Raw genomic sequence first — 18,927 nt, 5'->3', positions numbered from 1 at the left:
CCGCCCAGGTAGATTTCGCTCCGACACGTCCGGTCACGCCATGCTCTCTTCCGGGCTGGGCACCGTCTCTTTCGTGTGGCGCAGGGCGCCAATCGCCTTTTCGACCTCGGGAAAGGCCGCGGCCATCGCCTGGGCGTGGCGGGCCGCGTCGGTTTCGCGCCCCTCGACGACGGCGCGTTCGAGCGCCGTGCAGGCGGCGGCCAGCGCCTTCGCCCCGGCGGTCCGCGCCGCTCCGGCGGCCGAATGGGCGGCGGCCCGCGCCTCCTCGCGGTCGCCGGCGTCGAGCGCGTGGCGCACCCGCTCCAGCGTCGGGCGCGTCGTCTCGATGAAGAAGTCCATCATGTCGAGCGTGCCGTCATCCAGGCCGTTATCCGCCGTGCAGCCGAAGGTTTCGCGCACATGGTCGAGGTCGAGAACCGGAAGCGCCTCCTCCGCGGCGGCCGGAGCCGGTGCAGGCGAGTCCGCCGGTGTTTCCGCCGGCGCCTCCGCCGGCAGGGGGCGGGCCTCCAGCCAGCGGCCCAGCACCTGGGACAGCTGCGCGAGCGTCACCGGCTTGGCGAGGTAGTCGTCCATCCCGGCGGCCAGACAGCGCTCCATCTCGCCGGACAGGGCATTGGCGGTCATGGCGACGATGGAGGTGCGCCGCCGCCCGTCCCGTTCCTCCGCCCGGATGCGGCGGGCCAGCTCATAGCCGTCCATCACCGGCATATGGCAGTCGGTGACGATCAGCCGGTGCCGGCCGATGCGCCAGGCCGCCAGCGCCTGCTCGCCGTCGGCCGCCAGCTCCGCGGCATAGCCCAGACGGCGCAGCTGGCGCAGCACGACCTGCTGGTTGGTCGGATGGTCCTCCGCCACCAGGATGGGACCGTGGCGGGCCAGGTCCGCCGGTCCGGGCGCCGCGGCACCGGAAACGGCATTGCGTGCCGGCGGCTGGCCGACCGGCTCCGCGCCGGCGGCATCCGGCGCCGTGCGGCCGGTCAGCGTGGCCGCGGCGCGGATCAGGGCGGCGCGGTGGACCGGCTGCACCAGCCCGGCCGCCGATCCTGAAACGGTGTGGGGAGAGGCGACCGCCCCGCCGCCTGCCGCCCCACTGCCCGTTGTCCGTCCGTCGCCCAGCAGGAGCCGCGGCAATCCCGGAGCGCAGGCGCCGGCCAGCGGCTCCAGCCGGCCGGCCAGCGCCGTCGTCGTCACCAGCAGCCCGAAGCCGCCCCGCCCCAGCTTCGATGCCGCGTCGGCCACCGAGGAGGAGACCGTCACCGTCGCCCCGCCCTGCTCCAGATAGCAGGCCAGCACCGCGCGCTGCACCTCGTCCTCGTCGGCGACGAGGACCGTCAGGCCGTCCAGCGGTGTGGAGGATGGCGCCGGCAGGGAGTCCGGCGCACGCGGCAGCTCCACCGTGAACCAGAAGGTGGATCCGCTGCCCGGCACCGAAGTGACGCCGATCCGCCCGCCCATCCGCTCGATCAGCCGGGTGCAGATCGCCAGCCCCAGCCCGGTGCCGCCGAACCGGCGGGTGGTGGAGCTGTCGGCCTGGCTGAAGGGCTGGAACAGCCGGGCCTGCCCCTCCGGCCCGATGCCGATCCCGGTGTCCTCCACCGCCACATGCAGGCGGACATGGTCCGGCCGGGCCGGGTTGGCGGTGACGGTGCCGACGCGCAGCACCACCCGGCCGCGGTCGGTGAACTTGATGGCGTTGCCGGTCAGGTTGAACAGGATCTGGCGCAGCCGGCCGGAATCGCCGCGCAGCCGCTCCGGCACCGACCGGTCGATGGCGCAGATCAGCGCCAGCCCCTTCTGGTGGGCCTGGGGCGCCAGCAGGTCGGACACCCCCTCCACCAGATCGGCCGGGCGCAGCTCCAGCTCCTCCAGCTCCAGCTTGCCCGCCTCGATCTTCGACAAATCCAGGATGTCGTCGATGATCCGCAGCAAGGCCGCACCGCTGTCGCGCATGGTCGAGACCAGCGTGCGCTGCTCCTCGTCCAGCGGGGTCAGGGCCATCAGCTCCAGCATGCCCAGGACGCCGTTCATCGGCGTGCGGATCTCGTGGCTCATCGTCGCCAGGAATTCGGCCTTGGACCGGGCGGCGATCTCCGCCTGCTCCTTGGCGCTGCGCAGCGCCTCCTCCGCCTGCTTGCGCGCGGTGATGTCGTAGCTCCAGGCCAGCACCGCCGGCTCGCCCTCGAAGCTGGTGCGCTGGAGCGTCTGCAGGGCCCAGACCCGGCTGCCGTCAGGGCGGTCGACCGCCACCTCGGCATCGCGCACCAGCACGCCGCCGCTCTCCGCCTCCCAGTCCTGGCCGGTGCCGCCCCGGCTGATGCTGGCGCCGGGCAGGGCCAGCGCGTGGCGGCTGCCGACGAAATCCTCCAGCGGCCGGCCGGCCAGTTCGGCGGCGCGGGCGTTGGCGAAGGCGACGGTGCCGTCGGCGCGGCCGATCGAGACGCCGACCGGGCTCTGTTCCAGGATGGTGCGCAGCCGGCGCTCGCCGTCGGCCAGCGCGCTTTCCCGGGCGCGGATGGTGGTGACGAAATAGGACAGCGCCCGCGCCATCTCGCCGATCTCGTCCCGGCTGCCGGACGGGGTGGAGGCGGGCAGGTCCAGATGGGACAGCGGATCGGGCATCGAGCCCGGTGCCGGACCCGGTGCCAGACCCGGCATTCCGGCCGGCCCGGCCGTCTCCACCGCCTGCATGGCGCTGCGCAGGCGGCGCAGCCGCGCCACCACATTGCGGTGGATGTAGGCGAAGATGGCGGCGGCACCCAGGATCGACAGCACGGCCATGGCGATCACCGCCCGCTCGCCGTCGCGGATCACCCGCTCGAACTCGCCGGACCGATGGGCGACATCCTGCTCCACCGCCAGGAAATAGTCGGACACGATGCCGACCAGCTGGTCGGAGACCGCCTGGTTGCGCGCGGCCGACCGCTTGATCGACCGGTGCAGCGACAGCTCCGCCTCGCGCAGGGAGAACAGGGGCGAGCGGCCGAACGCCTGCTCCACCAGCTCGCGCTGCAACGGCTCCAGCCGGGCGGCCTGTTCGGCCGGCAGCAGGGCCAGCGCCTCCGCGGCATTGTCCAGCGCGGTGCGGGTGTCGGCCTGGAGACGGTCGAGCTGGGCGTCGCGGTCGGCGCGCAGCGCCGCCAGCAGCGTGGTCGCCGCGCCGGTCAGCTCGCGGCGCCAGCGCTCCAGCGCCGCACGGCCGCGCTCCGCCGCCTCGGCGTCGGGCAGACCGGCGCGCAGCTCCATTTGCCAGGGGCCTTCGGCCTCCTGCGACTCTGCGGCGCCCAGCCGGCCGGTCAGGGTGGCCAGCGCCTGGGCGCGGGCGCTGGTCTCGGCGGTCAGGGCCAGCTGCTGCCGGACCTGGGCGTTCAGGGTCAGCAGCGTGCCGACCAGCTCGTTCTTGCGGCGGTCCAGCTCGCCCAGATCGGCACGGCTGCTTTCGGCCCTGCTGTTGCCGGCCCTGCTGTTGCCGGCCTGATCGGAGAAGCGCACGGCGCCGCCATGGGCGATCAGCCGGGCCATCAGCTGTTCCAGCCGGACGATCTGGTCGCCCATCCGCGCCATCACCGCCTCGCGCGCGGTCTGGTCCTGGGCGGCGACCAGGGCGGGGGCGATGGCGGCGACGGCGCCGCTCTGCTGCACCAGCTGGGCGGCGGCGACCAGCCCCGGCACCTTGGCGGTGGCGATCTGTTCGTAACCCTGGTGGAAGCGGGAGAACAGCGAGACGGCGACGACGCTGGTCGCCGCGGCCAGCCCGCCGATGACCGTCAACCCCGCCAGGATGCGGAACGCCACGCTCCGCCCCAGATTGAGCCTCAGGCTCCGCCCCAGGTTCAGCCGGGGACCCCGCATGCCCACCCCCTCGCCCGCTGCCGACCTACCCCCATCGGCCTGGCGATCATGCCATAGAAAGCGGGGGAGGGGTGGGGCGAAGTCAGGGGTGTGTTTCCAGTCGGTTCAGGCCACGCCGGTGGACCCGAAGCCGCCGGCGCCGCGCGCGGTCTCGTCCAGCGAGGCGACCTCGACCAGCACCGCCTGGGGCGCCCGGGCGATCACCGCCTGGGCGATGCGGTCGCCGCGGGCGATGGTGAAGGACTCCTCGCCCAGATTGATCAGGCAGACGCCGACCGGCCCGCGATAGTCGCAATCGACGGTGCCCGGCGTGTTCAGCACGGTGACGCCGTTCTTCACCGCCAGCCCGGAGCGCGGCCTGATCTGCATCTCCCACCCCGCCGGCAGCCCGACGGCGAAGCCGGCCGGCACCAGCACCCGCTTGCCGGGTTCAAGCGTGACCGAGGCGTCCGCCGGCACCGCGGCGCGCAGGTCGAAGCCGGCGGCGCCATCGGTCGCGTAAGCGGGCAGCGGCAGGTCGTCGTTGCCGGGCAGGCGGAGGAAGGCGACGGTGGGCGACAGGGGGGAAGACATGGAACGGTTCCTCGTGTTCGGATGGCGGGACGGGCGCCGGGTAGACGCTACTTCGCCGTCAAAGTCCCGGTGAAGTGCTTCGCCACCGCCTCGGCCAGCCGGGCGGCGACGGCATCCTTGGCCATGGTGGGCCAGGACTCGACCCCGTCGGCGCGGATCAGGTGGACGGTGTTGTCACTACCGCCGAAGGTGCCGGTGCCGGGGGAGACGTCGTTGGCGACGATCCAGTCGCAGCCCTTGCGGGCGCGCTTGGCGGTGGCATAGGCCAGCACGTCGCCGGTCTCCGCCGCGAAGCCGACGACCAGGGCCGGGCGGCGGTCGCCGGGGCGGGACAGGGTGGCGAGGATGTCGGGGTTCTCGGTCAGCGCCAGGGCCGGCGGGCCGCCGGCGTCCTTCTTCAGCTTGCGGTCGCCGGCACCGTCGACGCGCCAGTCCGCCACCGCGGCGGCGCAGACGGCGATGTCGGCCGGCAAGGCCGCCTCGCAGGCCGCCAGCATCTCGCGCGCCGTCTCGATATGGACGACGCTGCAACCGGCCGGGTCGGGCAGGCGGGTCGGGCCGCTGACCAGCGTCACCTCGGCTCCCAGCGTTGCCAGCGCCGCGGCGATGGCGTGGCCCTGCCTGCCCGACGAGCGGTTGGCGATGTAGCGCACCGGGTCGATCGGCTCGTGGGTCGGGCCGCTGGTGACGATGGCGCGGCGTCCGGCCAGGGGCCGATGGGCGTCCTGCGCGAAGAGTCCGGCGATGGCGTCGACGATCTCCATCGGCTCGGCCATGCGGCCCGGACCGAATTCGTTGCAGGCCATCACGCCCTCGTTGGGGCCGATGCGCCGCACGCCGCGGCTTTCCAGCAGCGCCATGTTGGCCTGGGTCGCGGCATGCTGCCACATGCGCACATTCATGGCGGGGGCGACCAGCACCGGCTTGTCGGTGGCGAGCAGCACGGTGGCGGCCAGATCGTCGGCCATGCCGGCGGCCATCCGCGCCAGCAGGTTGGCGGTGGCCGGCGCCACCACCAGCAGGTCGGCCTCGCGCGACAGGCGGATGTGGCCCATCTCCGATTCGTCGGTCAGCGACCACAGGTCGCGGTAGACGGTATCCTCGGTCAGCGCCTGTACCGACAACGGGGTGACGAAGCGGGCGCCGGCCTCGGTCAGCACCGCCCGCACCGTCACGCCGCGCTCGCGCAGGCGGCGGATCAGATCCAGGCTCTTATAGGCGGCGATGCCGCCGGCGATGACCAGCAGAACGCGCTTGCCGGCCAGAATGGCGTGATCGGCCATGCGAACCCCCCTCTTTCAGACGCTGTCGTCCCGACGCCTCATGACCGCTGCTGATAGTTCATCGCGCCGCCCCCGGCAAGCGGCCGGGCCGCGACAGATTCGGTCCGGCGGAGATTTCGATCCGTTCGTGGCCGCACCCATGCGCGTGGGGGTGGGATTTTCAGAATTATCTGTTAGACAATAGGAGCTGTCCCGTCCCTACCTTCGCGTGTCGCACACAGCATGCCGCCAGGTTCCATCCCCGTCCTGCTGATCGAAGACACGCCCTCGCTGGCCCGTGTCTACGCGGAATACCTGAAAAAGGAATCCCACGCCGTCATCTCGGTGGAAACCGGGGCCGACGCGCTGGCGCAGCTGAACGACGGCGCGCCGATGGTGGTTCTGCTGGATCTGCAGCTGCCGGACATGAACGGGATGGAGGTGCTGAAACGCATCGACGCCCAGGCGCTGCCCTGCGCCGTCATCGTCATCACCGCCCACGGCTCGGTGAAGGCGGCGGTGGAGGCGATGCGCTACGGCGCCTACGATTTCCTGGTGAAGCCCTTCTCCGCCGACCGGCTGGTGGTGACGGTCCGCAACGCGATGGAGCGGCTGCGGCTGGCCCAGCTGGTCGACACCTTCGAGAAGGATCTGAACCGCGCCCGCTACCACGGCTTCATCGGCTCGTCGCTGGCGATGCAGGCGGTCTACCGCATCGTCGACAGCGCCGCCTCCTCGCGCGCCACCGTCTTCATCACCGGCGAGTCCGGCACCGGCAAGGAGGTCTGCGCCGAGGCGATCCACCGCCAGAGCCAACGGGCCTCGAAGCCCTTCATCGCCATCAACTGCGGCGCCATCCCGAAGGATCTCATGGAAAGCGAGATCTTCGGCCATGTGAAGGGCAGCTTCACCGGGGCGGTGTCCGACCGCGAGGGTGCGGCGGGGCGCGCCGACGGCGGCACCCTGTTCCTGGACGAGATCTGCGAGCTGGCGCCCGACCTCCAGACCAAGCTGCTGCGCTTCATCCAGACCGGCACCTTCACCCCCGTCGGCGGGTCGAAGCTGGAGAAGGTCGACCTGCGCATCGTCTGCGCCACCAACCGCGATCCCCTGCGCGAGGTGGAGGAGGGGCGGTTCCGCGAGGATCTCTATTACCGCCTGCACGTCATCCCCATCCATCTGCCGCCGCTGCGCGAGCGCGAGGACGACGTGCTGGAGATCGCCCGCCACTATCTGGCCGAGTTCGCCAAGGAGGAGAAGAAGGGCTTCACCCGCTTCTCGCCCCAGACCGAACATGCGCTGCGCCACTACCACTGGCCGGGCAACGTCCGCCAATTGCAGAATGTCGTGCGCATCGTCGCGGTCCTGCATGACGGCGACACCGTGACGCCCGAGATGCTGCCGTCGCCTCTCGGCACGCCGCAGCCGTTGCAAATCCTGGCCGCCGCCGCGCCCACCGGTGCCGGCGCCGGCCCGCGGCCCCATGTCCCGCTCTCCCCCGACGCCATCAAGCCGCTGTGGGAGGTCGAGAAGGATGCCATCGAGGACGCCATCGCGGCCTGTGACGGCAACATTCCGCGCGCCGCCGCCCTGTTGCAGATCAGCGCCTCCACGATCTACCGCAAGCGTCTGGCCTGGCAGGCCGAGGGGAAGCTGTAGCCACGTCCGGCGACCGGATCGACGCGTCAGACCTGCTTCGATCTAACCCTTTATTTCGGCAAGAAAATCCGCCTCACGCCCGGAATCCGCCAAGAAACGGGCTAATACCCTTCGACAAAGCTCCGTCGCCTTGGTCGTAATTCCACTCCGGACTTGGCCGTCGTTAGTCCTATGCCGTGAGATGGAATTGCCCGCAACCACAGCATGCGGCTAGCCTCCCCGCACAATGTCTTGGTTCCGCTTGCCCGGCAGGCCTCACGGCGCGGCCGATGCCGGCGATCTTGGACCCAGCCGTTTTGCCAAAGACTTGTCTCGCAGTGACCAAGGGGGAGGCCCATGACCAACGGTACCGTAAAATGGTTCAACACCAGCAAGGGTTACGGCTTCATCGCGCCGGAGGCCGGTTCGAAGGACGTGTTCGTGCACATCACCGCGGTTCAGCGCTCCGGCCTGCATGCCCTGTCGGAGGGCCAGCGTGTCCAGTTCGAGGTCGCCCGCGGCGACAACGGCAAGGACTCCGCCGTGAACATCAGCGTCGTCGAGTGACGGGCCCGCGCTAAAGTCGGACCGGATACAGTCAGACCGGATACCCGGCGGCGCGGTAGGCCGCGATGGCATCCCCGGCCAGCCGGGGAATCTCGCCGCGCAGCCTTTCCACCGTGTCCGCCGACCCGTCCGCCGGCCCGGCCCCATCCGCTTTTCCGGCTCCTTCCCGCTCCGCCGGGGATGCCCGGCACGCCATCTCCAGCGCGCGGGCGGCGCTGCACAGGATGCTGGCGCCGAAGGTTCCGGCGGTGCTTTTCAGCGTGTGCGCCTCGCGCGTCAGGACGGTGCGGTCGGTCTCCCCGGCGATGCGCGCCACCCGTTCGCGGGTCTCCTCCACGAACTGCCGCAGCACGTCGGTCAGCAACTCCGCATCCAGATCCTGCGCCAGCTGGGCCAGCACCTCGCGGTCCAGCACCTCCCCCGCCGCTGCCGGCGCGGCCGACGCGCAGATGCCGAAGCCGGACGACATGTCCGGCGACGCCGAGGCCCGCCATTCCGAGGCCCGCAGCCATTTCTCCACCGTCTCCAGCAGCTGTGCCCGGTCGACCGGCTTGGCGACATGGTCGTTCATGCCGGCGTGCTGGCAGCGGACGCGGTCGGCCTCGTCGGTGTCGGCGGTCATGGCCACCACCGGCACCCGGCCGGCCGGCCCCGGCAGATCGCGCAGCAGGCGGGTGGCGGTCAGCCCGTCCATCTCCGGCATCGACAGGTCCATCAGGATCAGGTCGTAGCCGCCGGCCTGCGCCGCCATCACCGCCTCCAGCCCGTTGCCGGCGGTGTCGGCGCGGTGCCCGGCCTGCGCCAGGATGGCGGTGACCAGCATCTGGTTCAGCGGACTGTCCTCCACCACCAGAATCCGGCATGGCGCCGGCTGACCGTCCGTGGGGAGAAGCGACGGCGGCGTCCGCTCAGTCATCGCACGCATGCTCCGCAATGAAGAAGGTGCCAGTGTATAGGGCGCGGCCTTGCCGCTGCAAAGCCCCGCTCCATGTATGCGGACGGGTGGTATTCACGGAGTCCCGCCGTCCGGCGCTTCAAATCGGCGCGTCCCGCCGGTATGGTGTCGCGCTTGGCCGGTGTCCGGACCCGATGCCGCCCACCTGACAAACAGCTTCCCTTCGACTTCAGGCAGTGCCGCAGACGATGACCAAACTGAACACCTACCGCTCCGGTCCCGACGAGCGCGGGCATTTCGGAATCTTTGGCGGCCGCTTCGTCGCCGAGACGCTGATGCCCCTGGTCCTGGAGGTCGAGAAGGCCTATCGCGAGGCGCGCGCCGATCCCGCCTTCGAAGGGGAGATGCGCCAGCAGCTGAAGCAGTATGTCGGCCGGCCCAACCCGCTCTATTACGCGGAACGCCTGACCGAGCGGCTGGGCGGCGCCAAGATCTACTTCAAGCGCGAGGAGCTGAACCACACCGGCGCGCACAAGATCAACAACTGCATCGGCCAGATCCTGCTGGCCCGCCGCATGGGCAAGACCCGCATCATCGCCGAGACGGGGGCCGGCCAGCATGGCGTGGCGACCGCGACGGTCTGCGCGCTCTACGACATGCCCTGCGTCATCTACATGGGCGAGACCGACATCGCCCGCCAGCAGCCCAACGTCTTCCGCATGAAGCTGCTCGGCGCCGAGGTCCGCCCGGTGACGTCGGGCAGCGGCACGCTGAAGGACGCGATGAACGAGGCGCTGCGCGACTGGGTCACCAACGTCTCCGACACCTTCTACATCATCGGCACCGCCGCCGGCCCGCATCCCTATCCCGCCATGGTCCGCGATTTCCAGTCGGTGATCGGCGACGAGGTGCGCACCCAGATGCAGGAGCAGGAAGGCCGGCTGCCCGACAGCCTGGTCGCCTGCGTCGGCGGCGGGTCGAACGCCATCGGCCTGTTCCATCCCTTCCTCGACGATCCCTCGGTCCAGATGATCGGTGTCGAGGCCGCCGGCCGCGGCATCGAGAAGGGGCCGCTCGACCATGCCGCCTCGATCAACGGCGGGCGTCCCGGCGTGCTGCACGGCAACCGCACCTACCTGCTGCAGGACGAGGACGGCCAGATCCTCGAAGGCCACTCGATCTCCGCCGGCCTCGACTATCCCGGCATCGGGCCGGAGCACAGCTGGCTGCATGATGTGGGCCGCGTCGAATACGCCTATGCCACCGACCAGGAGGCGCTGGACGCCTTCCAGCTCTGCGCCCGCACCGAGGGCATCATCCCGGCGCTGGAATCCGCCCACGGCCTGGCCGAGGTGATCAAGCGCGCACCGAAACTGCCCAAGGACCACCTGATGGTGCTGTGCCTGTCGGGCCGCGGCGACAAGGACATCTTCTCCGTCGCCAAGCATCTGGGAGTGGAACTGTGAGCGCCGACATTTTGGCCGATGGCCGCATCGCCCGCCGTTTTGCCGCGCTGAAGGCGGAAGGCCGTGCCGGTCTGGTCACCTTCATCACCGCCGGCGATCCCGATCCCGCCGTGTCGCAGGCGGTGCTGAACGGCCTGCCGGCCGCCGGTGCCGACCTGATCGAGCTGGGCATGCCCTTCACCGACCCGATGGCCGACGGCCCGGCGATCCAGGCCTCCTCGCTGCGCGCGTTGAAGGCCGGGATGACGGTGCGCAGGACGCTGGAGATGGTGCGCGGCTTCCGCAAGCTGGATGCCGACACCCCGATCATCCTGATGGGCTATTTCAACCCGATCGAGGCCTATGGGGTGGAGCCCTTCCTGGCCGCCGCGCGCGAGGCCGGGGTCGATGGCCTGATCGTCGTCGACCTGCCGCCGGAAGAGGACGAGGAGCTGTGCCTGCCGGCGGTGAAGGCCGGCGTCAGCTTCGTCCGCCTGACGACGCCGACCACCGACGAGGCGCGCATGCCCGCCGTGATGCGCAACACCTCGGGCTTCGTCTATTACGTGTCGATCGCCGGCATCACCGGCACCGCCAGCGCGTCCAACACCGCCATCGACGCGGCGGTCGCCCGGCTGAAGCGCCACACCGACCTGCCGGTCGCCGTCGGCTTCGGCATCAAGACGCCGGACCAGGCCGCCGAGGTCGCCCGCGTCGCCGACGCCGCCGTGGTCGGCTCCGCCATCGTCACCCGTCTGGCCGACGGGCTCGACGCGTCCGGCGCCGTCAGGCCGGGCACGGTCGAGGACGTTCTGGGCTTCGTCGGCGAACTGGCCAAGGGCGTGCGCGCGGCGCGGGGCTGAGGGACGGACGGTTTACAACGACGGCAAACCGCTTTACGACACCTGCAACACGATCGCTCATGGCGACGACCGGCTGAAGAGCCCGGTGCGGCACGGACCCGATGTCCGGCCGCCGCCGGGCTTCGGCGTACCGCCATGTCGTTGAAAGGCGTTCCATGAACTGGCTTACCAACTACGTCCGTCCCAAGATCCGCGCGCTCTATGCCCGCAAGGAAGTGCCCGACAACCTCTGGCACAAATGCCCGAGCTGCGAGTCGATGCTGTTCCACCGCGAGCTGGAAGAGAACCTGCACGTCTGCCAGCATTGCGGCTTCCACATGCGGCTCGGCCCGGTCAAGCGGCTGGAGACGATGTTCGACGACGGCGCCTATGAGGGTGTCGAGCTGCCGAAGTCGGTCGCCGACCCGCTGAAATTCCGCGATCAGAAGCGCTACACCGACCGCCTGAAGGAAGCCCAGACCAAGACGGGCCGCACCGACGCCATCGTCGTCGGCGAGGGCCGCATCGGCGGCCATGCCGCCGTGGTCGCCGCCTTCGACTTCGGCTTCATGGGCGGGTCGATGGGCATCGCCGTCGGCGAAGGGCTGCTGACCGCCGCCCGTCTGGCGGTGGCGAAGAACGCCCCGCTGATCGTCGTTCCGGCATCGGGCGGCGCCCGCATGCAGGAAGGCATCCTGTCGCTGATGCAGATGCCGCGCACCACCATCGCGGTGGAGATGGTCAAGGAAGCCGGCCTGCCCTACATCGTGGTGCTGACCGACCCGACCACCGGCGGCGTCACCGCCAGCTTCGCCATGCTGGGCGACATCCACATCGCCGAGAAGGGCGCGCAGATCGGCTTCGCCGGCGCCCGCGTGATCGAGAGCACGATCCGCGAGACCCTGCCGGAAGGCTTCCAGCGTTCCGAATACCTGCTGGAGCACGGCATGGTCGACATGGTCGTCCACCGCCGCGACCTGCGCCCGACGCTGGTCCGCACCATCGGCCTGCTGATGACCCCGCGCATCGACGCGGTCGTTGAGGATCTCGACCTGACCGCCGCCCAGGGCGCCGCCCAAGGCGTTGACGGCGAGCCGGCCCAGCTGCCCCAGGGGGCGGTGCCCCAGCCGGGCACGGCGCTGCCGGGCCTGCCGCCTGCCACCCAGGCGACCGCTGCCCAGCCGGCCTCCACGGCGGAGCCGGTCCAGGCCGGCGACTGACCGGCCACACCCCAGCGGCAGCACCCCCGCGACACCCGACCAGAGACGATCATGAGCGACGCCCCGACCCCGCTGGCCAACCCGCCCACAAGGCTGTCGGCGACCCGTTCCGACCCGGTGCTGGATCGGTTGAAGGGGCTTCACCCCAAGGTCATCGACCTGTCGCTGGACCGGGTGCACCGTCTGCTGGCGGCGCTGGACCATCCGGAGCGGAAGCTGCCGCCGGTGGTCCATGTCGCCGGCACCAACGGCAAGGGATCGACGGTCGCCTTCCTGCGCGCGATGTTGGAGTCGGCGGGCCATCGCGTCCATGTCTACACCTCGCCGCATCTGGTCCGTTTCCACGAGCGCATCCGCCTGGGCGGGCCTCAGGGGGGGCGCCTGATCGACGACGATCATCTGGCCGCCCTGCTGGAGGAATGCGAGGTCGCCAATGCCGGCAACCCGATCACCTTCTTCGAGGTGACGACGGTCGCCGCCTTCCTCGCCTTCTCCCGCGTGCCGGCCGACGTGGTTCTGCTGGAAACCGGCCTGGGCGGCCGGCTGGACGCCACCAATGTGGTGGACAGGCCGGCGGTGACGGCGATCACCCGCATCTCCTACGACCACCGCCAGTTCCTGGGCGACTCGCTGCTGGAGATCGCCAGCGAGAAGGCCGGCATCTTCAAGCCCGGCATCCCGGTGGTCCTGGCGCCGCAGCCGGAGGCCGACGCGCTGAAGGCACTGAACCTGCGCGCCAACGCCATCGCCGCGCCGATCCAGAACTGGTCGGTGGAAGAGCGTCCGGACGGCTTCCGTTTCGAGAGCGCCAAGCGGCGGCTCGACCTGCCGATGCCCGGACTGGCCGGCGCCCACCAGATCACCAATGCCGGCGTCGCCATCGCCTGCCTCGACCATCTGCCGCTGGCGGTGGACGACGAGGCGGTGCGCCGCGGCCTCGCCACCGTCGAATGGCCGGCCCGCCTGCAACGGCTGACCCGCGGCCCGCTGGCCGAGAGCCTGCCCGCGGGGTGGGAGCTGTGGCTGGACGGCGGCCACAACGATTCGGCGGGCGAGGTCCTGGCCCGGCAGGCGGTCGACTGGTCGCGCGGGCAACCGGATGAGGGATCGGATGGCGGCTCTTCTCTGCCGCTTCTGCTGATCTACGGCATGCTGTCCAGCAAGGATCCGTTCGAGTTCCTGGGGCCGCTTGCCCCCTTCACCCATTCCCTGCGCGCGGTGGCGATCCCCGGCGAGGAAGCCAGCTTCACCGCCGAGGAATCCTGCGAGACCGCCAATCTCTGCGGCATCCGCGACCACGCCGCCGCCGACGGGGTGGACGCCGCCCTGGCCGATCTGGTGGCCAACCGGCAAAGCCCGGCGCGCGTGCTGATCTGCGGCTCGCTCTACCTTGCCGGGACGGTGCTGGCGGAGAACGGGTGACTACGCCTACATCAGGGATTGCTTCGGACAGAGCGCACACGATCTGGTAATTTGACCTGATCGTTATGCAATTTTGAAGCGGTTCCGGAATTGTGATGGCTATTCCCGATTTTCAAACCCTGATGCTGCCTGTGTTGAAGACCGCTGCCGACGGCGGCGAGATCCGCATCGGCGATGTGGTGGACCGGCTTGCGGACACATTCACGCTGACGGAGGAGGAGCGGGCACATCTTCTGCCTTCCGGACGGCAAACGACCTTCGCCAACCGGGTCCATTGGGCGAAGAGCTATCTCAGCAAGGCCGGGCTCGTGGAGTTGACGCGACGGGCTCATTTCCGCATTACACCGGCGGGGCGGGATGTGTTGAATGCGCCGCCGGATCGGATCACCATTCGTTTTCTTGAACAATTTCCGAGCTTCAAAGGCTTCCGCGATGGTGAGGCCGAGATGGCCGAGGCTGTGGGCGTTGCCGAGGCCGTGCTGCCGGTCACCGAGAGTCCGCTGACTCCCGATGAGATGATGCGGCAGGCCCATCTGCGGATCGAGGCGTCGCTGGCGGAGGAGATCCTCCAGCGGGTGCGATCCGGCACGCCAGCCTTCTTTGAGAAGACTGTGGTCCACCTGCTGATCACCATGGGCTATGGTGGGTCGGTGACGGAACTCGACAAGGCTTTGGTCGGTAAGTCGGGTGATGACGGCGTGGATGGCGTTATCGACCAGGATCCTCTTGGATTGGATCGGGTCTATGTCCAAGCCAAGAGGTACGCTGACGGCAACACGGTCGGAGCCGGGGCGATTCGCGACTTCTTCGGCAGCCTGAACCTGTTCAAGGCAACCAAGGGACTGTTCGTCACCACCTCCGCCTTCACCACGTCGGCTCGGGAGACCGCCGACCGGCTCGGAACCCGAATCGTGCTGATCGATGGCATCCAACTGGCCAAGCTGATGATTCGCCACGAGGTCGGCTGCCGGATCGAGGAGACCATGCATATCAAGAGGGTGGATGAGGATTTTTTCGAGTAGCGATGGGGCGGAACCGCCGGAGACGCACAGGGGCCTGCACATGCCTATCCAGCCCGGTTGCCTTCAATTTGGATTTTACAGGCAACCGAGGAACTGACAAAGCCGGGCATCACCTTCCTGTCCGGCAGGTAAGCGATATTGCCGGCGGGCCATCGCGTCCGCCGGCAATGTCTGCCGGCTGCGCGAGGCCCAAAACGAAAAAGCGGGCCAGATGCCGTTCCCGGCAACGCCCGCTGACCTTCCATCGACTTGTTTCACCCTTCCAGGGAAGGGGAAAATGGTGGAGCCGAGGAGGATCGAACTCCCGACCTACGCATTGCGAACGCGTCGCTCTCCCAGCTGAGCTACGGCCCCACACTCACACCGTTGCGTCTTCGTCGCCCCGGCGTGGCGCGGATATTGTCCATCGCGGGGGGTGCTGTCAAGCGCTTGATTCAGAAAAAATGACGTGTGCATGCGATGACGTGGGAGGGGGCGCCGGGCGGGGCATAGGACGGCCGATCCGCCGCAGGCCGCCCGGCCGATCGGCGGGCCGCCGTACTGGACAGGTCTCGCCGCTTATGCTTAGGGTGCCCGGAAAAGGCTGGCGCCCGCTGCGCAACCCTCTGCGCGCGGCCGTCGCAAAACCGCCCTGGAGCTGGCCCGGCATGATCGCGCTGTATTTGCTCATCAACACCATCCTCGACCTGTTCTTCTGGGTCCTGATCCTGTCGGCGATCCTCAGCTGGCTGGTGGCGTTCAACATCGTGAACACGCGCAACCGCGCGGTCTACCTGATCGGCGATTTCCTTTACCGCATCACCGAGCCGGTGCTGCGCCCGATCCGCCGCGTCCTGCCCAACCTGGGCGGGCTGGACCTGTCGCCCATCGTCGTGCTGCTGGCGATCTCCTTCATCCAGAACCTGATGGCCCAATACTGGCCGCGCTTCTGACCATGGCGTCCTCCTCCCCCTTCGAGGCGGTGGCCGACGGGCTGCGGGTGACGCTGCGGGTGACGCCCAAGGCGTCGCGCAACGCGGTGACCGGCACGGCCGATACGGTCGATGCGAAGGGGGAGGGGAAACGGGTGCTGAAGCTGGCGGTCACGGCGGTGCCGGAAAACGGCAAGGCGAACGAGGCCGTCATAAAACTGTTGTCGAAGGCATGGAAACTGCCCAAGACCAGCCTGACCGTGGTGGCCGGCGCCACCGACCGGAACAAGATTTTGCATGTGGCGGGCGACCCGGCGGCATTGCTGGCACGGCTGTCGCCCCTGATCGACGATGTGGGCAGCGAGGGTGGAGAGTAGCATGGCGGACGCGAAGATCATCGACGGCAAGGCCTTTGCGGCCGGCCTGCGTGCGCGGGTGGCGAATGGCGTGGCGGCGTTGAAGGCCAGCCACGGCGTCACTCCCGGTCTGGCCGTCGTGCTGGTGGGCGAGGATGCGGCCAGCCAGGTCTATGTCCGCTCCAAGGAGCGGGCGCTGGTCGAGCTCGGCATGAACAGCTTCGACCATCACGAGCCGGCCGACATGGCCGAAGCCGACCTGCTGGCGCTGATCGACCGCCTGAACGCCGACCCGGCCGTGCATGGCATCCTGGTCCAGCTGCCGCTGCCCCGGCACATCGACACCCAGAAGGTGCTGGCCCGCATCGTCCCGGAAAAGGACGCCGACGGCTTCCACGTCGTCAATGCCGGCCTGCTCGCCACCGGCCAGCCGGGCGCCATCGTGCCCTGCACGCCGCTGGGCAGCCTGCTGCTGATCCGCGACACGCTGGGCCGCGACCTGAAGGGCAAGCGGGCGCTGGTGCTCGGCCGCTCCAACATCGTCGGCAAGCCGATGGCGCAGTTGCTGCTCCAGGCCGACTGCACGGTGACGCTGGCCCATTCCCGCACGGCCGATCTGGCCGGCGAATGCCGCCGCGCCGACATCCTGGTGGCGGCGGTCGGCCGGCCGGAGATGGTGCGCGGCGACTGGATCAAGCCGGGCGCCACCGTGATCGATGTCGGCATCAACCGTGTCGCCGCGGCGGAGCCGGGCAAGACCCGTCTGGTCGGCGACGTCGCCTTCGACGAGGCGGTCAAGGTCGCCGGCGCCATCACGCCGGTCCCCGGCGGCGTCGGCCCGATGACCATCGCCTGCCTGATGCTGAACACGCTGGCCGCCGCCTGCCGCGCCGCCGGTGCGCCGGTGCCGGAAGAGGCTGCCCTTTGATCACCGTCCATGCCCGTGCCGAAGACGGGCGGGTGGTGCGCCAGCCGCTGGACCTCGGCGAGCCTTTGCCGGGCGGTGCCGTCTGGATCGACCTTCTGCGTCCGACCGAAGCGGAGCGCGCCCATGTCGGCGCGCTGACCGGCTGCGACCTGCCGACGCGCGAGGAGATGAAGGAGATCGAGGCCTCCAGCCAGCTCTATGTCGAGGGGGAAGGGATCTACATGACCTCTCCCATCATCTCGCGCGCCACCTCGCCCCATCCGGAGCAGGGCGAGCTGACCTTCGTGCTGACCCCGCGCCACCTGATCACGCTGCGCTATACCGAACCGCTGCCGGTCATCACCTTCGCCGCCCGCTGCGTCCGCCAGCCGGAACTGCTGTCGACCGGGGAGAGCGCGCTGTTCGGCCTGCTGGACGCGGTGATCGACCGGGTCGCCGACGTGCTGGAGCTGGTCGGAGGCCGTATCGACGAGCTGTCGGCCCGCGTCTTCGACGATTCGCTGGACGGCGGTGGTTTCGGCAAGGCGGCCAAGAAGCCGGACGAGCTGCAGGACGTGCTGCGCGGCATCGGCCGGGCCGGCGACCTGACCCACAAGGTGCGCGACAGTCTGGCCGGCCTCGACCGGCTGGTGGTGTTCATGACCTCGGTCAGCGGCGGGCGGCTGAACAAGGACCAGAAGACCGCGCTGAAGACGATGACGCGCGACTTGCGGTCCCTGACCGAACATGCCGGCTTCCTGGCGCACGAGGCGAACTTCCTGCTCGACGCCACGCTGGGCCTGATCAACATCGAACAGAACGCCATCATCAAGATCTTCTCGGTCGTCTCGGTGGCGCTGATGCCGCCGACGCTGATCGCGTCCGCCTATGGCATGAACTTCAAGCACATGCCGGAACTCGACTGGGAGTTCGGCTACCCCATGGCCATCCTGCTGATGGTGCTGTCGGCGGTGGTCCCGCTCTGGTATTTCCGCCGGCGCGGCTGGCTGTAAACCCACCTTACAACAGGGAAATCCCGCCGATGACGACCATCCTGCCCGACGCCGCCCTCGATGCGCTTCTGGCGCAGGATGTTCCCTACGGCGACCTGACCACCGGCTCGCTCGGCATCGCCGCCCGTCCGGCCCGCATGAGCTTCGCCGCCCGCGGCGCCATGGTGCTGGCCGGGACGGAGGAGGCGGCCCGTCTGGTGGAGAGGGCCGGCGGCCGGGTCCTGCGCGTCGAGCCCAGCGGCACCGCCGTCGAGGCCGCAACGCTCTTCCTTGAGGCGGCCGGCCCGGCCGGGGCGCTGCACCATGCCTGGAAGGTGGCGCAGACCCTGGTCGAATACGCCTCCGGCATCGCCACCCGCGCCCGCCGCATCGTCGAGGCCGCCCCCGGCGTGACCGTCGCCTGCACCCGTAAGAATTTCCCCGGTGCCAAGGATCTCAGCGTCAAGGCGGTGCAGGCGGGCGGGGCGGTGATGCACCGGCTGGGCCTGTCGGAAACGCTGCTGGTCTTCCCCGAACACCGCGCCTTCCTGAGCGACTCTCCTCCGGAGGCCTGGATCGAGGCGCTGCGCCGCAAGGCTCCGGAAAAGAAGATCGTGGTGGAGGTCGGGTCGATGGAGGAGGCCTTGGCCTTCGCAGAGGCCGGTGCCGACGTGATCCAGCTGGAAAAGCTGCCGCCCGCCGCCGCCCGCGCGGTGATCGAGGCGACAAGGCACCTGACGCCGCCGCCGGTGGTGGCCCCGGCCGGCGGCGTGACCGAGGTGAACGCCGCCGCCTATGCAGCGGCCGGCTGCCGCCTGCTGATCACCTCGGCCCCCTTCTTCGGCCCGCCCGCCGACGTGAAGGTGGTGCTGGGGCCGGCATGACGGCGAAGACTGCGACAGCGAGCCGCAATCCCTGGAATTCCTGATTTTGCGAGTGATAGCGCTTCCGCAATACCTATGCGTGCGCCACAGTGGCGGCGCGGACGGGATGGCGGACGGGCCGCCATCCCCGCTGCGCACAAGG

General features: G+C 69.8%; 16 protein-coding genes and 1 tRNA gene. 12 read left to right on the top strand and 5 right to left on the bottom strand.

The window, feature by feature from the left end; translation table 11 throughout:
- Window positions 1-33: 33 nt before the first annotated feature.
- From CRT60_RS34125 to coaBC, 3 genes are all read right to left on the bottom strand, one after another.
- A complete protein-coding gene (locus tag CRT60_RS34125; RefSeq protein ID WP_244592899.1) occupies window positions 34-3,792 on the bottom strand; it encodes a hybrid sensor histidine kinase/response regulator in 3,759 nt (1,252 codons plus the stop codon).
- A 162-nt stretch (window positions 3,793-3,954) separates the two neighbouring features.
- A complete protein-coding gene (dut, locus tag CRT60_RS34120) occupies window positions 3,955-4,422 on the bottom strand; it encodes a dUTP diphosphatase (protein WP_098740773.1) in 468 nt (155 codons plus the stop codon).
- Window positions 4,423-4,469: 47 nt separating this feature from the next.
- On the bottom strand, window positions 4,470-5,705 hold the full coding sequence (gene coaBC, locus CRT60_RS34115) for a bifunctional phosphopantothenoylcysteine decarboxylase/phosphopantothenate--cysteine ligase CoaBC (RefSeq protein ID WP_098740772.1): 1,236 nt from the start codon (window positions 5,703-5,705) through the stop codon (window positions 4,470-4,472).
- Window positions 5,706-5,927: 222 nt separating this feature from the next.
- Between coaBC and CRT60_RS34110 the strand changes: the two genes are divergently transcribed.
- Window positions 5,928-7,343 (top strand): sigma-54-dependent transcriptional regulator, encoded by a 1,416-nt coding sequence (locus CRT60_RS34110; protein ID WP_098740771.1) that lies wholly within the window; start codon window positions 5,928-5,930, stop codon window positions 7,341-7,343.
- A 336-nt stretch (window positions 7,344-7,679) separates the two neighbouring features.
- Entirely contained in the window at window positions 7,680-7,889 is a 210-nt protein-coding gene (locus CRT60_RS34105; RefSeq protein WP_098740770.1) for a cold-shock protein, read from the top strand.
- A 31-nt stretch (window positions 7,890-7,920) separates the two neighbouring features.
- Here CRT60_RS34105 and CRT60_RS34100 read toward each other — a convergent pair whose 3' ends face one another.
- Window positions 7,921-8,805 carry a response regulator gene (locus CRT60_RS34100; RefSeq protein ID WP_098740769.1) on the bottom strand — a complete coding sequence of 295 codons (885 nt, stop codon included), beginning with the start codon at window positions 8,803-8,805 and terminating at the stop codon, window positions 7,921-7,923.
- A 227-nt stretch (window positions 8,806-9,032) separates the two neighbouring features.
- Between CRT60_RS34100 and trpB the strand changes: the two genes are divergently transcribed.
- From trpB to CRT60_RS34075, 5 genes are all read left to right on the top strand, one after another.
- Entirely contained in the window at window positions 9,033-10,250 is a 1,218-nt protein-coding gene (gene trpB, locus CRT60_RS34095) for a tryptophan synthase subunit beta (RefSeq protein ID WP_098740768.1), read from the top strand.
- A complete protein-coding gene (gene trpA, locus CRT60_RS34090; protein ID WP_098740767.1) occupies window positions 10,247-11,092 on the top strand; it encodes a tryptophan synthase subunit alpha in 846 nt (281 codons plus the stop codon). Before trpB ends, trpA begins: the two co-directional genes overlap by 4 nt.
- 155 nt (window positions 11,093-11,247) lie before the next feature.
- On the top strand, window positions 11,248-12,291 hold the full coding sequence (accD, locus tag CRT60_RS34085) for an acetyl-CoA carboxylase, carboxyltransferase subunit beta (RefSeq protein WP_098740766.1): 1,044 nt from the start codon (window positions 11,248-11,250) through the stop codon (window positions 12,289-12,291).
- A gap of 51 nt (window positions 12,292-12,342) precedes the next feature.
- Complete coding sequence (locus CRT60_RS34080; RefSeq protein ID WP_098740765.1) at window positions 12,343-13,713, top strand: bifunctional folylpolyglutamate synthase/dihydrofolate synthase; 1,371 nt, start codon at window positions 12,343-12,345, stop codon at window positions 13,711-13,713.
- A gap of 95 nt (window positions 13,714-13,808) precedes the next feature.
- Window positions 13,809-14,735: a restriction endonuclease gene (locus CRT60_RS34075; protein WP_098740764.1), complete on the top strand. Its 927-nt coding sequence runs from the start codon at window positions 13,809-13,811 to the stop codon at window positions 14,733-14,735.
- Between the two features lie 278 nt (window positions 14,736-15,013).
- Here the strand turns inward: CRT60_RS34075 and CRT60_RS34070 are convergent.
- A tRNA-Ala gene (locus CRT60_RS34070) sits at window positions 15,014-15,089 on the bottom strand.
- 293 nt (window positions 15,090-15,382) lie between these two features.
- On the opposite strand from CRT60_RS34070, the gene CRT60_RS36355 reads away from it, so the two are divergent.
- The 5 genes from CRT60_RS36355 to modD are packed head-to-tail and all read left to right on the top strand — an operon-like array spanning window position 15,383 to window position 18,785.
- Window positions 15,383-15,667, top strand: a complete 285-nt coding sequence (locus CRT60_RS36355) for a YggT family protein (RefSeq protein WP_109095889.1) — start codon at window positions 15,383-15,385, stop codon at window positions 15,665-15,667.
- 2 nt (window positions 15,668-15,669) lie between these two features.
- Entirely contained in the window at window positions 15,670-16,023 is a 354-nt protein-coding gene (locus tag CRT60_RS34060; protein WP_098740762.1) for a DUF167 domain-containing protein, read from the top strand.
- A 1-nt stretch (window position 16,024) separates the two neighbouring features.
- Window positions 16,025-16,930 (top strand): bifunctional methylenetetrahydrofolate dehydrogenase/methenyltetrahydrofolate cyclohydrolase FolD, encoded by a 906-nt coding sequence (folD, locus tag CRT60_RS34055; protein WP_098740761.1) that lies wholly within the window; start codon window positions 16,025-16,027, stop codon window positions 16,928-16,930.
- Entirely contained in the window at window positions 16,927-17,922 is a 996-nt protein-coding gene (locus CRT60_RS34050; protein ID WP_098740760.1) for a magnesium transporter CorA family protein, read from the top strand. The genes folD and CRT60_RS34050 overlap by 4 nt, the downstream gene beginning before the upstream one ends.
- Window positions 17,923-17,951: 29 nt before the next feature.
- On the top strand, window positions 17,952-18,785 hold the full coding sequence (gene modD / locus CRT60_RS34045; RefSeq protein ID WP_098740759.1) for a ModD protein: 834 nt from the start codon (window positions 17,952-17,954) through the stop codon (window positions 18,783-18,785).
- Window positions 18,786-18,927 lie beyond the last annotated feature (142 nt).

The organism is Azospirillum palustre, from assembly GCF_002573965.1.
In the GTDB taxonomy this organism is placed as follows: Bacteria; Pseudomonadota; Alphaproteobacteria; order Azospirillales; family Azospirillaceae; genus Azospirillum; species Azospirillum palustre.
Note: the sequence above shows the minus strand (reverse complement) of the source record. Positions and strands in the feature narration are given on the sequence as shown.